General features: G+C 47.5%; 14 protein-coding genes, 1 tRNA gene and 1 riboswitch. Of the genes, 2 read left to right on the forward strand and 13 right to left on the reverse strand.

Features of this window, described 5'->3' with window-relative positions; genetic code table 11:
* Window positions 1-129: 129 nt before the first annotated feature.
* Window positions 130-226: transfer RNA gene (locus tag ACZ449_RS19495), tRNA-Sec, on the reverse strand.
* Window positions 227-587: 361 nt separating this feature from the next.
* Here ACZ449_RS19495 and ACZ449_RS19500 point away from each other — a divergent pair.
* A complete protein-coding gene (locus tag ACZ449_RS19500; protein ID WP_464257722.1) occupies window positions 588-2,003 on the forward strand; it encodes an ammonium transporter in 1,416 nt (471 codons plus the stop codon).
* Between the two features lie 41 nt (window positions 2,004-2,044).
* Entirely contained in the window at window positions 2,045-2,416 is a 372-nt protein-coding gene (locus tag ACZ449_RS19505) for a P-II family nitrogen regulator (protein WP_464257723.1), read from the forward strand.
* A gap of 229 nt (window positions 2,417-2,645) precedes the next feature.
* Here the strand turns inward: ACZ449_RS19505 and feoB are convergent, their stop codons facing one another.
* The 12 genes from feoB to gcvPA all read right to left on the reverse strand — a co-directional run bounded on the left by feoB (window position 2,646) and on the right by gcvPA (window position 15,809).
* Window positions 2,646-4,493, reverse strand: coding sequence for a ferrous iron transport protein B (gene feoB, locus ACZ449_RS19510; protein ID WP_464257724.1), 1,848 nt, complete (start codon window positions 4,491-4,493; stop codon window positions 2,646-2,648).
* Between the two features lie 45 nt (window positions 4,494-4,538).
* Window positions 4,539-4,757 carry a FeoA family protein gene (locus ACZ449_RS19515; protein WP_464257725.1) on the reverse strand — a complete coding sequence of 73 codons (219 nt, stop codon included), beginning with the start codon at window positions 4,755-4,757 and terminating at the stop codon, window positions 4,539-4,541.
* A gap of 161 nt (window positions 4,758-4,918) precedes the next feature.
* Window positions 4,919-5,872, reverse strand: a complete 954-nt coding sequence (locus ACZ449_RS19520) for an ABC transporter substrate-binding protein (RefSeq protein WP_464257726.1) — start codon at window positions 5,870-5,872, stop codon at window positions 4,919-4,921.
* A gap of 23 nt (window positions 5,873-5,895) precedes the next feature.
* Window positions 5,896-6,657, reverse strand: a complete 762-nt coding sequence (locus ACZ449_RS19525; RefSeq protein WP_464257727.1) for an ABC transporter ATP-binding protein — start codon at window positions 6,655-6,657, stop codon at window positions 5,896-5,898.
* A gap of 9 nt (window positions 6,658-6,666) precedes the next feature.
* Window positions 6,667-7,725 carry a FecCD family ABC transporter permease gene (locus tag ACZ449_RS19530; RefSeq protein WP_464257728.1) on the reverse strand — a complete coding sequence of 353 codons (1,059 nt, stop codon included), beginning with the start codon at window positions 7,723-7,725 and terminating at the stop codon, window positions 6,667-6,669.
* Complete coding sequence (gene cobI, locus ACZ449_RS19535; RefSeq protein ID WP_464257729.1) at window positions 7,722-8,444, reverse strand: precorrin-2 C(20)-methyltransferase; 723 nt, start codon at window positions 8,442-8,444, stop codon at window positions 7,722-7,724. The genes ACZ449_RS19530 and cobI overlap by 4 nt, the downstream gene beginning before the upstream one ends.
* Window positions 8,445-8,558: 114 nt before the next feature.
* Window positions 8,559-8,743: riboswitch (cobalamin riboswitch) on the reverse strand.
* Between the two features lie 44 nt (window positions 8,744-8,787).
* Window positions 8,788-10,191, reverse strand: a complete 1,404-nt coding sequence (gene lpdA, locus ACZ449_RS19540) for a dihydrolipoyl dehydrogenase (protein WP_464257730.1) — start codon at window positions 10,189-10,191, stop codon at window positions 8,788-8,790.
* Window positions 10,192-10,237: 46 nt separating this feature from the next.
* Window positions 10,238-11,065: a lipoate--protein ligase family protein gene (locus ACZ449_RS19545; RefSeq protein ID WP_464257731.1), complete on the reverse strand. Its 828-nt coding sequence runs from the start codon at window positions 11,063-11,065 to the stop codon at window positions 10,238-10,240.
* Between the two features lie 154 nt (window positions 11,066-11,219).
* A complete protein-coding gene (locus ACZ449_RS19550) occupies window positions 11,220-12,191 on the reverse strand; it encodes a radical SAM protein (protein WP_464257732.1) in 972 nt (323 codons plus the stop codon).
* Window positions 12,188-13,021: a radical SAM protein gene (locus ACZ449_RS19555; RefSeq protein WP_464257733.1), complete on the reverse strand. Its 834-nt coding sequence runs from the start codon at window positions 13,019-13,021 to the stop codon at window positions 12,188-12,190. Before ACZ449_RS19555 ends, ACZ449_RS19550 begins: the two co-directional genes overlap by 4 nt.
* Window positions 13,009-14,466, reverse strand: coding sequence for an aminomethyl-transferring glycine dehydrogenase subunit GcvPB (gene gcvPB, locus ACZ449_RS19560; RefSeq protein WP_464257734.1), 1,458 nt, complete (start codon window positions 14,464-14,466; stop codon window positions 13,009-13,011). Before gcvPB ends, ACZ449_RS19555 begins: the two co-directional genes overlap by 13 nt.
* Window positions 14,463-15,809 (reverse strand): aminomethyl-transferring glycine dehydrogenase subunit GcvPA, encoded by a 1,347-nt coding sequence (gene gcvPA, locus ACZ449_RS19565; protein WP_464257735.1) that lies wholly within the window; start codon window positions 15,807-15,809, stop codon window positions 14,463-14,465. Before gcvPA ends, gcvPB begins: the two co-directional genes overlap by 4 nt.
* Between the last annotated feature and the right edge of the window lies 1 nt (window position 15,810).

The following is a 15,810-nucleotide window of genomic DNA, read 5'->3' on the forward strand; positions in this document are numbered from 1 at the left end:
GGCAAAAACTTCCTTGGTGATGTAAACAGTAGTGATTCCTGTCCCATTTCTGTCCCACAAGTCCATTTTCCTGCATACAACACAAAAAAGGTCTGTAGCTTTAATAGCCACAAACCCTTGATTTCCCTTTGGCGGGAGCGTGTAGGAATCGAACCCACCATGGACGGATTAACGCCCAACGAACAGTTTTGAAGACTGCAGGAGCCACCAGGCCCCATCCGCTCCCGTATAACTTTACATATATAATATAACATGAGAGGCCCTTTTATACAAGTTGCATCACCAGCGCACACCAGAGCCATTAGTCTTCAATTTTTAATATATTTTTATAAAAAACTCATTTTTTCGCTTGACACTGGCCTGTACCATTTGTTATAGTAACAACATCAAGTTAATACTTTAGGCAATGAAGCCTTCGCAACTAATTGCGAAGGCTTTTTGTGTCTAAGATTCCGGACAATGGCGTCCCGAAGGTTTTTACCTTTGAGGCGTCTTTTTTATTTCCGGATATCGCAAGGAGGGGATGTATTTATTCAAATATACACTTTCATCCAAAAAATATTATTACGTAAAGGAAGGGATGTAAAATGAAAAAGCTTTGGACTATTTTTACGGTATGTTTATTATTAATGTTAGTTTTTGCACCAGCTGCCTTTGCTGACGGCGAGACGCCGGCTGAAGCTGCTAAGATTGATACTGGGGATACAACTTTTGTTCTGATTAGCTCTGCACTTGTTATGCTTATGACTCCCGGTTTGGCCTTATTCTATGGTGGTATGGTAAGAACCAAAAATGCTCTGAGTACCATCATGCAAAGTTTCTTTATCATTGGTTTAGTAACTGTTCAATGGGTATTATTTGGTTACTCCCTTTCCTTCGGACCAGATATCAATCATTTAATTGGTTCGCTTGACTGGGTTGGTTTAAGCGGTGTTGGTCTAGAACCTAATGCCGATTATGCCGCAACCATTCCGCATCAGGCTTTTATGATTTTTCAAGCTATGTTTGCTGTCATTACTGCAGGCTTAATTACCGGTGCCTTTGCTGAGCGTATGAAATTTGGTGCTTTCGTAGTCTTTACCTTGCTCTGGACTACCTTGGTATATGATCCCATGGCGCACTGGGTATGGGGTGTAGGCGGCTGGGTCCGCGAGCTGGGTGTACTGGATTTCGCAGGCGGTACTGTTGTTCATATTATTTCGGGTGTTTCAGGTCTTACCATTGCTCTTATCATTGGCAAACGCAAAGGGTATGGTTCTGAAGTCATGATGCCCCATCACCTGCCGATGACTGTCATTGGCGCTTCCTTACTCTGGTTTGGTTGGTTTGGCTTTAATGCCGGCAGTGCTTTATCTGCCAATGGTCTTGCTGCCAATGCCTTCGTAGTTACTCACGTAGCAGCAGCTGCTGCCACCGTTTCCTGGGTATTAACCGAATGGTTATATCATGGTAAACCTACCATCCTTGGCGCTGCTTCCGGTTGTGTCGCCGGTCTTGTCGCTATTACTCCAGCAGCCGGCTTTGTCAGTCTTATCCCGGCAGTCATCATTGGTTTGTCAGCCGGCATTATCTGCTTTTTAGCTGTAGCTGTCATAAAACCCAGACTTGGTTATGATGATTCCCTTGATGCCTTTGGTGTACATGGAATTGGTGGCACCTGGGGTGCTATTGCCACAGGTTTATTTGCCTCAAAAGCTGTTAACCCAGCCGGTGCTGATGGTTTGTTCTACGGCAATGCTGGTCAGTTAACCACTCAACTTATTGGGGTTGCTATCAGTTGGGTATTTGCTGCCGTAATGACTTTCCTAATTCTCAAAGCTATTAGTCTGTTCATGGAAGTTCGTGCTAATACAGAGCAAGAAGTCCAAGGCCTTGACATTACGGAACATGGTGAACGCGGTTATGCTTATCAAGATTTCATGACAGGTTCGCCGATTGGCTTTGGTTCCACTGCAAATCCTGTCCCGCAAGAATTAGTTGCAAAAAAGACGACTCTCGCGTAAACTGTAACTACTTATATTGCTAGAAAAAGGAGGAAATCATCATGAGACCAATTACGAAAATAGATATTATTACCCGCCCAGAAAAGCTTGAGGAACTTAAAGAAGCCATGAAAAAGATTGGTGTCACAGGTATGACCGTAACGCAAGTCTATGGCTGCGGCCTAACCAAAGGCCACACCGAGGTGTATCGTGGGCAAGAATACAGCATTAATCTAGTCCCCAAGGTGAAAATTGAAATCGTTGTGTGTGAGGTACCGGTTGAGAGAGTGCTGGAGGCAGCTAAGTCGGCCTGCAGAACAGGAAAAATCGGCGATGGCAAGATCTTTGTTTACTCTGTTGCTAATGCCGTCCGTATCCGCACAGGCGAAGAAGGCGACATCGCTATCGCCGACCCGGCTGATATGCCTAAATAAAGAACTACGCTAAAAGAAACCCCAGAGTTCGGTGTAAATTGAACTCTGGGGTTTCTTATGTTTTCTATCCGGAACATTTGTTTTTTCCCTTGCACTTACTGCAATTTCCCATACATTCTCTTAACAGTAGCTTATGACAACGGGGGCAGCGTATCTCCCCCGAATCACAGGTCATCCTGCACTGGGGACAAACTTGCGCTTGCATAGCAATCACCTCTGCATTGTTGGATCAAATGACGAACGCGGCTACAATGGCTCCAATAATGAAAGCAAACACCCAGGAACTAAGCCAAATCAAAATGCCTTCTTTAGTGCCCCGTTCTTTAAACATCACAATGACGGTGGCAACACAGGGAACAAACAGCGTAATGGTTACCAATGATACTAAGGTCTGTGCTGGTGAAAGATCCATGTCAGTTAACCCGGCCGCCCCAAAGTCACGGCGGATAAGTCCCATAATAAAAGCAGTTGCTGTCTCTTTTGGTAGCTTTAGCATTCCTTCGGTTAGTGGCGCTAACGCTAACTGAATCCCCTCCAGCAACCCACTAAGCTGCAATCCTGAAATAATAAGCGCACCCAGCATAAATAACGGTGTAGCTTCTAAGAGAAATGCGTACGATTTGATTACTGTCTTTTTCAATACATTTTCGCCGCGTGGTAAGCGGATCGGCGGTAAATCAATCAAGAGATCAGAAGACTCACCTGGCAATACTTTATGGAGAATCCTCCCTGTTAATCCCAGTACCAGTAAAATAACCAGAACATAGATAGCAATGAATTTGCTGCCAATACCTGCGAGCATACCGGCAATTACGCCAAGCTGGGCCGAACACGGTATGGCCAGCCCTAATACGGCGGTCGCAATCGTCCGCTCCCGTTTAGTTCCCAAAATGCGAGTCGTGATAGTCGCCATGGTTACACAACCAAAGCCCAAGATCAAGGGAATAATAGCCCGTCCGTTTAAACCAATACTGGTCATAACCCGGTCAACCAACGTGGCCAACCGTGGCAGATACCCTGAATCCTCCATAATGGACAGTGCCAGGTAAAAACCGACAACCAAGGGCAGCAACAATCCCAGGACATAGGTTACTGTCATGGTTAATATCCCAAATTCACCAATTAGGATGGTGCCAATTATCGATTGTTCACTAACAAATCGGCCTACAAGGTCCCGTACTACTGGCTCATACATTCCCTGCATGACCGTTTCCTCGGTAAACCCAACAATATCCTGCGCTACAAGCACGCCGATCAGATAATACATCGCGTATAGCACCAGGGCAAAGATAGGAATACCGGTCCACGTCCGCAGCATATACCGTCCAAGTTTAGTACTGAAAGTCGCGCCTTCTACCGTCTCATTTACAACATGCTTAACAATGTCATTAACGCGGTGGCGACGATCATGATAAATTTCCTCCCGCAGTTCGCCAGGTACTACACCATGGCGCTCAGCCACATGAGGATCACCCTCAAGTACCAGCAGAGCCTCACCCCAAGAGCCCATCCGGTTCATCATACTTTCGAGCCTAAGTTTCAACTCTGGGGGTATAATCCCGGTACGGGCTTCATAGACCCGCTTTTTGACCTCGTCAACGCCTTGGCCTTTTACAGCGATTGTCTCAATAACTGGCACACCCAGTAGGTGTCCAAGTAAATCACTATCCACTTTCAGACCTTGTTGCGCAGCTTCATCCATCATGTTTATGGCAACAATCGTGGGAATACCGGTATCAATGACCTGCAACGTCAAAAACAAGTCGCGTTCCAGATGCACGGCATCCACTACATTTAGAATTAAATCAGCCGATAAAATAACATCTCTGGCTACTGTTTCCTCATCATTAAAGGAAGAAATACCATATACTCCTGGCGTATCAATGACTATGTCTTTGCCGTAGCGGCCATGCGATATATCAACAGTGGTCCCGGGGAAATTCGACACATCCACATACATTCCTGTTAATGCATTAAAAAATACTGACTTTCCAACATTGGGATTACCTACAAGAACTATCTTTTTGGCTCCCTCAGGGATATCGATATGAGTTAAATTATTATGACAATGCTCCATTTTTTCCTCCACTTGCTAGCTGAGAGCCGTTCACTTGAGAGTTCACTAGGCTGGCTGCACCTCAATGTTTTCGGCTAGACGACGCCCAATGGCAATCTCTTGCTTGCCTCTGCCGATAACAACCGGTCCGGCAGGCAATTTTTCAAAACATTTAACTTCGGCACCTTCCGCAATACCAAAGCGAATAGCCTGGGCCCTGATAATCGGATTAGGAATAGCAGCAATTAAAAGTCGCTGACCACGTTTTGCTTGTGAAAGTGTCATGTTAAATCCCCCTTTAGTACTGATAATCATTATCAGTATTTGAGTAAAAAATTTGCGCCATTTTGATACTGACGCTCAACTGATATTTATTATCAATCTCATTATATGAACTTCATGACACCTTGTCAAGTAGCACTTTATAATTCTTGGAATTTCGTTTCTTATTGTCCACCAAATACTTCAGGGTAGATTAGTTTCGCCAATTGTTCCACCCCATCAGCCAGCCGGAAGGTGGGGCTGGAGACAAATCCTTCATCAACAATGTAGACTTTGCCTTCGCGAACTGCCTTGATTTTATCAAAGCCTGGACGCTGTTTAATACTATCAATCGTTACTCCGGGATTCATCGGGCCACGCTGTGCCAGAAAAATGTCAATTTCCTCGGCCTTCATTAATAAGCGTTCACTGCCATAGGCGGCAATGCTGCTTACAGCCTTCAGCGGCTGTGCATCAGCAGCCACGTTTAACCCGCCAGCGAGTTTAAGTACTTTTCCCGGCATACTATCAGGCGTAATTGTCCGGTACTCAGTGGTTGTAGCCTCAAAATAAACCTGTTTTTTAGTCAGAGCCTTCGCCGTATACTCGGCCACTTGGTTGAGTTTAGCATGAAAAGCAGCCAGTTTTTCAGCAGCCTGCTGCTCTTTGCCTGTCAGGATAGCCAGTTTTTGAATATAACTGTCAAATTCCTCAAACTTCTCTGGATAAAGACAAACTACCTTGATGTTGGCCTGTTCCAGAGTCTTGACAAAGTCGGGGTGGCTTTTTTTGATAAACGGTCTGATAATTACCAAATCCGGCTGGGCAGCCAATACTTTTTCCGGATCGGCCCGATAGTCAAATACAGGCTTGCTCTTGGCCACTGGATCAGACTCAGCTGGACTAACGCCGATGATTTCAGCGTCAAGTCCCAATGCCAATAGATTTTCGGTATGGGCGGAGAATAGGGATATAATGCGTTTGGCTGGCTGCTTAAGAACTATAGTTTGATTTAGGTCATCAGTAATTTTTATTGAACCCTCATTGGTGGTAACCGCAGACTTAGAGTTGCCGCAACCGGCTACCATCAACATCAACAAAAGAACAGCAATGAAGCAGAACACTTTATTTTTCTTCATATTACTTTCCTCCAGGAACTTTCTTATAGATTGGAGAGAACGGCAAGCCCTGTCTCCCCAGCCCGCACTACTTTAATGTGGAATACTTCGCCGATAAGTTCAGGGTCAAGTACAGCCGAAGCTGGGCCGTACTTGATCAGTTGACCAGCCTTTAAGACAACGGCCTCAGAGCAAAAAGTACTGACAAGGTTCAGATCATGAATAATAGACACTACTGTCAGCCCTTGCTGAACACATAATTCTTTCAGCAAATTCAGGCATTTAATACTATAGTAGATATCCATATTGGAAAAAGCTTCATCTAAAAATAAAACTTCCGGCTGCTGAGCCAAAGCCTTAGCAAATAGTACCCGCTGGCGTTCCCCGCCGCTTAACTCGGTTACCAGGCGTCCGGCAAAATCAAGTGTATCGGTAAGCCTCATGGCATTTTCAATAATCGCTATGTCTTGATCAGTCAGACCTTGCAGCCTTGTTTTATAGGGAGTGCGACCCATGCTAACAATTTCCAAACAAGTATAGGGGAATTTGATATCCATGTTTTGCGGCATAACAGCAATATGGCGGGCCAGTTCTTCAATCTTGTAAGAACCGATGTCCCGCCCCTTAATGCTGATATGGCCTGAAGCTGCTTGGAGTTGCCCAGTAATAAGGTTTAACAGTGTCGTCTTGCCTGAGCCATTAGGACCAACAATGCCACAAAAGCTCCCTTGGTTAATGCTTAGGGTGATATCCCTGAGCACAGGCTTGGCCGCATAGCCAAATTGTATGTTTTTAACTTTTATCATAGTACGCTCCTACCCAAGCGTCTTGTTACGCATCCTAAAAATATAGACAAAGAACGGACCACCTAAAAGGGTCGTCAATACTCCAACAGGTATCTCAATATTGCCCACCGAGCGGCCAAAGGTATCAGCTGTTAATAATAATATCCCCCCTGTTAAGCCACACAGCGGGATGAGCGCCTTATTATCTGATCCTGTCAGCATCCTGACCATATGCGGTACAATAAGGCCAACAAAACCAATGATACCGCCAATAGCGACACATACTGCCGTAATCAGCGCGCCGGCTGCTAACAGCACTGTTCTGAGACGAGAGGCGTTAATACCCAGGCTTCGAGCTTCCTTGTCCCCCAAAGAGACAATATTCAAATCTTCGGCATAGTAATAGCAAAGAAAACAGGCAGCCAGTATCAACGGCCAGCCATACAGCACATGTTCCCAGCTTTTCGCGGCCAGACTGCCAATAAGCCAGGAGACAATAGCAGATACCTGCTCACCGGCTAAGCTTTTGACCATACTAATAGCAGCTGATAAGATGCTGCTGACAATAATCCCGGCAATCACTAGGTTGGCTGATGATACATAGCCACCTACCCGGGCCATCGACATAACGATAAGCAAGGTTGCCACCGCCCCGCCGAAAGCAAATAAGGTTACCGGCAGGCCACCTTGTGTGAAGATGTTGAGATAAATGGCCACACTAGCACCAAATGCTGCCCCGGTTGATACGCCCATAGTATACGAATCAGCAAGTGGATTCATTAACAGTGCCTGAAAGACAACACCGGCCACTGCCAGACCCCCGCCAACTGCAATGGCTGCCAAAATACGTGGCAGGCGGATATCCCAAATAATAGCCATCTTGGCTGCATTGATATGAGCATAAGCCTCCGGACTACCTGTCAATTGGCCATAGATTACGGCAGCCGCATCAGCCATACTAATATCTGCCCGGCCAAACCCGATAGCCGCTAAGGTAAACAGCACCATAGCGGCTAAGAGGACGAACCCTGCCAACCGAACCTTAGCTTGCTTGCGTTGAAGCAGCGCTGTTAGCGAGCCGTTGCTCATGCCAGTGCGTGTTTACTCACTTTGGAGCGTTTCGTTAGGATGGTTGACAGATAGTTCACTTTTTTACTGCCGTTAGCAGCTAGATCATAGATGATTTCTTCGCCTTCCAAACCACATTTGGAAACCATAACAGCGTTTTCCACCATGCCATGTTTATGCAATTTTTCAACAATCTCGTTAAAGTTTTTGTATACTTTCATAAGTACAACATTGTCTGAGACAGCCAGTACCCTTTCTAATCGTTCATTATCAATGGTCGCTGGCACAATGCTCAGAATGTCGCCGCCCTCCGCGAGTGCCACCCCCAATCGATTGCCAATGGCTGAGAAGGAGTTAACTCCCGGAATATTGATAATCTCATGACCGGAATCTTCCAGTAAGCGTTGCACATACATATAGGTACTATACAGCATAGGATCGCCCAATGTCAGAAAGACTACTTTTTTACCGGCATCCAACAGAGCCAAGATAGTCTTTTTATTGTTTACCCAGGCATCTGACAGAGCTTGCACATTATAATTCATTGGAAATACCAATTCCAAAACCTCGCTGGCTTCCTGAATATAAGGCCGGGCGATAGACATTGCCGTGCTTTCGTCCTTTTTCTCTGTCCGGGGAGCAATGATTACATCTGCTGTTTTAATAGCGTTAATTGCTTTCAAAGTTAGTAATTCGGGATCGCCAGGCCCTACGCCGACGCCGTAAAAAATTCCTGCCATATTATAAACAACTCCTTAACGTAAATAAAATCTCTGTTACCACCCAATGGAGATAACAGAGATTGTTTGCCTAAAGTTGGCGCACAAATCCCCTCCCCATCGCTCGTAGGTTAAACGGTGATTGTCAAACAGGCAGTTCTTCTGACTTAGGATCATAGCTAATCTGCGCCTTCCCAAAATAGTGTTCTATTTCAGTGGCTTGTTGCAAATTGGCTCCCCATCACAGCGGCGGGACCGTGCCGGCTTTTAACCGGCTTCCCTATTAAGCCCAATCGGGCACCTGTTCCTTATGTAATTACCTAAATTGTATGATTAAACATATAAAAAGTCAAGCAATTTATGGTTACTTCTTTAGCTTCAACTTAGCCTGGTGAATACTCTCACCATAAATGCCATGCGCACTTTCCATAATACTTTCTGACAATGTAGGGTGAGGGTGAATGGTATGCGCAATGTCTTTAGCTGTTAATCTATTTCTAATTGCCAGGGTACCTTCCATAATAAGGTCACTGGCATGCGGCCCCATAATATGCATTCCCACCACTTTGCCGGTAGCTGTCTCGGCAATAATCTTCACCAGTCCATCAGTTTCGCCCATTGTTACCGCTTTACCATTGGCGGCAAAGTTAAATTTACTGGACTTGAACTCAAGATTTTGCGCCTTAGCTGCTTCTTCGGTCAAACCAACCATAGCGATTTCCGGTGTGGTAAATATGCAACTAGGTATTGCGCTATAGTCCATAACTGAATTCAGCCCCATAGCGTTTTCAGCCGCTACCAGGCCGGCCGTTGACGCCGTATGGGCCAACATGCTCTGTCCGGTAACATCGCCAATCGCATAAACACCTGCTATATTGGTTTCCATTCGTTCATTAACCTTAATACCTGTATGGTCAAAAGTCACGCCTAGCGTATCTAACCCCAGCCCTTCGGTCACCGGACTGCGACCTGCGGCAACAAGCACCTTTTCTACCAGGAATTCCTGGACGCCTTTGCCGGTATCGACTTTTACTACCACGCCGCCAGCAGCTTCTTCGATAGCCATCACTTTGGTTCCAGCCAGAGTTTTAATCCCCTGTTTGCGCAGGCTTAGTCCCATGCGTTTGATTAGGTCACCATCTAGCATTGGTAATATAGTTGGCAGCATTTCAACTACTATTACCTCACAGCCAAAGGCCTTCATTATCGCGCTAAACTCAATACCTACTACGCCGGCACCAATGACCAGCATGCTCTTAGGTACTTCAGTCAGCTCTAGCAATTCATCACTTGTGATAACCGCTGACAATTGATGCCCCGGAACCGGAATACTGCTGGGCGTTGAGCCGGTAGCAATAATTATTTTACTACCATCAACCGTTTCTTGTCCTGTCTCAGTGCTGATTACCAGTCGTTGAGGGCTGGTTACTGCAGCAACACCGCGAATTACCGCAATGTCATTACTCTTAACCAACTGCTCAATACCGCCTCTGAGTCCTGTCACTACTTTGTTTTTCCGTTCAATAATGGCATTAAAATCAAAGCCGATAGCCTCGGCCCTTAAACCAAATTCAGCACACCGCACTAAGTCCTGCCACTTTTCCGCACTTTTCAGCAAGGTCTTGGTGGGGATGCAGCCACGGTTTAGACACACTCCGCCTAGGTTATCTTTTTCAATTAACAGTACCCTGCCGCCCAAATGGGCAACGCGGATAGCAGCCACATAGCCGCCTGGACCGCCGCCAATGACAGCCACATCATAGCCCATGTTTATCCTCCTTTAGGAAACAAAGGGAACCGTCCCTCCATCTCCTTCAACGTAATAGGTTCCATGTATCTTGCGTGTATTTGGTCGCAGCCAGTTCTTGTGCCATTTCTCGTTCGGCTTGACTCAGGCTGTCAGCTGTCAGTTCCACACCTAAAGCCGGACCAAAGGCTGTGTGGATTGCCTTGCAGGCCTCTTCCCAGCTGATTTCCCGGTTAGCTGCTTCAGCTAGCGAGATCGCGCGTTTGGCAAGCATCTTAGCTACTGTAGCTTTGGCTTCCGGGGTTGGAAGATTAAGCAAAGAGGCTACCTGTTGAGGCTCAAAACGCAATAAAATTGAGCCATGCTGCAAAATAACGCCCTCTTTGCGAACTTGGGCGCTACCGATTATTTTACGTCCATCAAAAGTGACCTCATAATGAGAAGGCGCATCAAAACAGGCAGCTGACGCGTGATGACGGCACTTGGTCTGGCTATAAGCAGCCTTAGGCATGCTCATCTGGGCCTCAATGCCCAGCACTCTAAGTCCGTCCAGCAAGCCCTGACTAAAAAAACGATACGAGGCTGTGATGGTATGCGGAACAAGCGGATGCGTCTCGCTGACAACTAAGCTGTAGGTTAATTCAGCGTCATGCAGAACGGCACGACCCCCAGTCAATCGTCGGACAACGTCAATTCCCCGTTGGCGGCACCCGCTAATATCAACCTCAGCTGAGGCTTTTTGAAAATAGCCTACACTGACCGCCGCTGGCTGCCAGCCGTAAAAACGGATGGTCGGCGGCACTTGGCCTGCAGCATGTGCTTTTAATATTGCTTCATCGATCGCCATATTATCGGCGGCCCGACCAATGCCGCTATTGATAACTCGCCACTTCATGTCAGATTCCTCGCTTTCGCTTAGCTCTGGTGTCAGCACTATATACAACATGTTAACGGCTTTTTCAGGTAGGTGAGGTGTTGGCAAAAGCGGAAGTTAAACGTTAGTGGTGAAGCGTTGTCAATGCCTCACCTACCTGCGCCTGCAAACTTCTTTACTGCGGGATATCGCCAGGTATCAGTCCGCTTTCCAGCAACGCCTGTTTAACCTCTACCGGGGTAAGCGGCCGGGGATAGTTATACATAACCCCGCCGGGGCGTTCATTATAATAAGGCCGGTTACAGTCAGTACAGCCGCTGGTTTCAAAGGCTTTGCCATCTGCTAATCCAGTCACCATTTCTGCTCGGGACAGACTAATTCTGGTCAACTTGCCGTCCTGATAGTGAAAGACATCCCGGCTATAGCCTTGTTTTAAGAGAAAGTGTGCAATCTGAACGCGGCGATACTGACCAATAGCAGGCGGCGATTTATCTTCCCAAGCGGTGCCCCGTACGGGAGTGAAGGCAAATAGGCCCACTTGTATGCCATTATCCTGGCAGTTTGCAATTGTGGTAATCATTTCCTCTTCCGTCTCACCCAGGCCGACAATCAGGTGAGTGCTAACCCTGCCGGTTAGTTCATGAGCGCAGCTTTTTAAGAGTTCCCAGCGTTTGACCCACTGACCGCCTTTTACCTCATGATAGAGTTCAGCCGTAGCGGCATCCAGTGCAAGTGAGATGCGGTCTGCCCCCCTATCAAGCAGTTCTTGGGCCTGAGCTACTGTCTCTATGTCGGCGGAGATACAAACAGGCACACTGCATTCCTGACTTAAGGCCGCCAGCGCAGCAATACTTGTCTGCCAACTTTGGCTGCCCTTGACAACCTGGAGGCAAGCCCGCTTAATTTGACCAGCCTGAAAAGCTGCACCGACTGCCTGCACAGCTTCCTGCCTCAAAAATTCCGGCCAAGTGACCCGGGATAACATATCTGTCCGGGCTGAACTGTCTCTGGACTGGGCGCAAAACCGGCAACTGTTCTGGCATTTTTCCCCCAACATAATGTAAGCAGTAGTTGGGAGTACATCTGTCTTGAGCTGTTTTTTACCTACTACGCAGGCCGTACCTGCTGACAACTTCCATAGGCTCATAATACGCAGCACTCCTCTCCCCGGCTCAGAGTAAGTCCCAGTTTTTCGGCCAACCTCACGGCCGCCGGGGCCGGATTGACAATCACATCAAAACCAATCCGAACAGCCCATTTATCTAGTTCCTCTCGATAATGCCCACCAGGTCGCATGCAGCCAAGATGGAGCGGGATATGGGGAAAGGTTAGTCTGGCATGACTTAACAGACTGGCAGTCTCTAACAGGTTGGGTGGCTGCCTGTCGGCAAATCGGGTACCACGCGTCGGCATAAATACAATAAAGGTCAGTGTCTCAGCACCAAGCTCCCTGAGCAGCTCTAACGCGTGGTATTCGCCGCTGATTTCACCGCCCTTAAGGCCAATGCAGATATGCGGCATTACCTTAACCTTTTGCCTGAGTGCCTGGTAGCAGGCTATATAATCATCAACAGTGCGGTTATTGCCAAACACCTCCCGAATAGTGGTGTTATCAGCGAGAAAGTCAAAGGATACACAATCCGCTACAGTTGCCACTTGCTCAATAACAGCAGCACTTACCAGTCCGACATGCATGTTAAACCGCTTGTTTTGCTTAAGTTCAGCCAAGCGGTCAATATGCTCGGCAACTGGCACAGCTCCATCAGTCTGGCAGCCACCGCTCACCAGCCAGCTGGCGCTGTTGTCCGCGCCAGCACTAGTTATATCAGCAAGCGGTTTCATATGTTTTAGATAATGTCCACCGCAATGGGCGCAATTCAGTTCACATTTTGTACCTGTCACACTTACTGTCTTGGTCTGCTGAGGATAGGAAAACCGGATAGTATCAGGCAGTGGCAGCCGCTCTACTTTTGCCATTTTACTACAGGCTTACGGGCGGCAGCCGTTTCGTCAAGACGGCCCACTACGGTAGTGCGCGGCGCCTGGGTAATTAGGGAAGCGTCTTCTTCGGCTTCCCTGGCAATAAGGTGCATTACCGCAATAAAGCCATCAAGCGTTTCCTTACTTTCGGTTTCGGTGGGTTCAATCATCATAGCCTCTTCCACAATAAGCGGAAAATAGATGGTTGGCGGGTGATAGCCATAATCCAGCAAACGTTTCGCAATGTCAAGAGTATGAACGCCATATGCTTTCTGTTTTTTGGGAGTAATGATACATTCATGCATACAGAATCGATCAAAAGGTGCATAAAAATCCTGTTTAAGCTGACTTAGGCAATAGTTGGCGTTAAGTACGGCATCTTGGCTCGAAGTCTTGAGGCCGTCAGGCCCCATAGCTCGGATATAGGTGTAAGCTCGGACAATAACCCCAAAATTGCCATAGAAAGAGTGCACTTTGCCAATCGACAGCGGCCGCTCTTCTGCCAAGTGAAATTTACCAGCCTTCTGGACAATATGGGGAGTAGGCAAAAAGGGAATTAGGGCCTTTTTTACACCAAGCGGTCCTGAACCGGGACCGCCGCCGCCGTGCGGCGTGCTGAAGGTTTTGTGCAGGTTAAAATGCACGACATCAAAGCCCATATCTCCTGGACGGGTTAGGCCCATTATGGCATTAGCGTTGGCACCATCGTAATATAAGAGCCCGCCGGCATCATGAACGATTTGAGCAATCTCTTGGATATTTTTTTCAAATAAACCCAAGGTACTAGGATTTGTCAGCATAAACGCGGCCGTATCATCACCAATAACAGCCTTTAACGCATCAAGGTCAACGGCGCCGTCAGGATGGGATTTTATCTCGACAATGTCCAGCCCACAAACGGCTGCTGTAGCTGGATTGGTACCATGAGCGGAGTCAGGCACAATAACTTTGGTACGATTTTGCCCCCGGTGACGGTGATAGGCTCTAATCAGCTTAATCCCAGTCAACTCGCCATGGGCACCGGCGGCAGGCTGCATATTGACAGCGTCCATACCGGCAATCTCCGCCAAGTATTGTTCCATGTTGTAGAGTAGCTCAAGTGCTCCCTGTACGGTTTCACTGTCCTGCAACGGATGAATCAAAGCAAAACCTGGCAGGCGACAGGCATCTTCGTTAATTTTGGGATTATATTTCATAGTACAGGAACCTAGTGGATAAAAACCGGAATCAACTCCGAAGTTACGTTCAGACAAACGATTGTAATGACGCATTAGATCAGGCTGGCTGACCTCTGGCAGCGCCGCCGCTTCTTGCCTTACAAACTGTGCCGGAATAAGTGACTGCACAGCCTCCTGTGGCACATCACAAGCGGGCAAATCAAGTGCCTTGCGACCTGGTTTGCTTAACTCAAAAACTAGCGCCTTAGTGTTGTCCCCACTCATATCATCGCCCCCAATATGGCAGAAAGTCGATCAATTTCCGCGCGCGAGCGTTTTTCGGTCACTGCAATGAGCATACACCCGGCAAGTTCAGGATAATATTTACCTAAATCCAAGCCGCCAATGATTTTGTCATTAAGAAGTTGCTTATTGATTGCCGCAACTGGCTTGTTCACTCGCACAACAAATTCCTTAAAGAAAGGTGCTGTAAAGACGGACTCACAACCTGTAACAGCAGTTAACTGGTTGTAGGTATAATGAGCTTTCTGGAGGGACAGCGCCGCGACCTGCTGAAAACCTTCTTGGCCGACAGTGTTCAAATATACGGCTGCTGCCAGGGCACACAAGGCTTCATTAGAACAAATATTAGACGTCGCCTTCTCCCGGCGGATATGTTGTTCACGGGCCTGCAGTGTCAGGACAAAACCCCGTTTACCTTTATTGTCGGTTGTCTGCCCAACAATCCGGCCAGGCATCTTACGCATAAGCTTTTCCGTAGTGGCGAAAAAGCCCAGGTATGGACCACCAAAGGACATCGGGAGTCCCAAACTCTGGCCCTCCCCGACCACAATATCAGCACCAAGCTTGCCCGGAGCTTCTAAGAGTCCTAGAGAAATGGGGTCAACCGCAGTGATTACTAGCGCCCCCTGCGCATGGGTCATCGACGCAATTGCCTTACCCTCCTCCAGGCAGCCAAAGAAGTTCGGTGTCTGGATCAGAACTGCAGCTACCGTCTTATCCAAGGAAGCCTGTAGTTCCTGGAGGTCGATTTGACCGTCTTGATAGGCAAGCTCGCTGATGGTATAGCCCCGGTCAATGGCATACGTATTCAAGATATCACGATAATGGGGATGGACAGTCTTAGCCACCAGCAGCTTGGTACGCCCGGTAGCGTTGGCTGCCATCATAGCTGCTTCTGCCAAACCTGTACCCCCATCGTACATGGAGGCATTGGCTACTGCCATGCCGGTTATTTCACAAATTAGGCTTTGGTATTCCCATAAAGCCTGAAGATACCCTTGTGATATCTCCGGCTGGTATTGGGTATAGGCGGTATAAAACTCTGACCGTCTAAGCACATGATCGACGACACTGGGTATGTAGTGGTCATAGGCACCAGCCCCAAGAAAGCAAGCATACTCCGCCATACTAGCATTACTACCGGCCAACGCAGCAAGATGGGTTGCCAGTTCAGGTTCAGACATAGCGACTGGCAACGCCAGCGGGTGGTTCAATCTTAAGTCAGCTGGAATATCGTCAAATAAATCTTCAACCGCATTCACGCCAATCGCTGCCAACATCGTCTTACGATCTTCTGGGGTATGAGGCAGATAGCTCCACGGCATG

Source organism: Desulfosporomusa polytropa, from assembly GCF_055380075.1.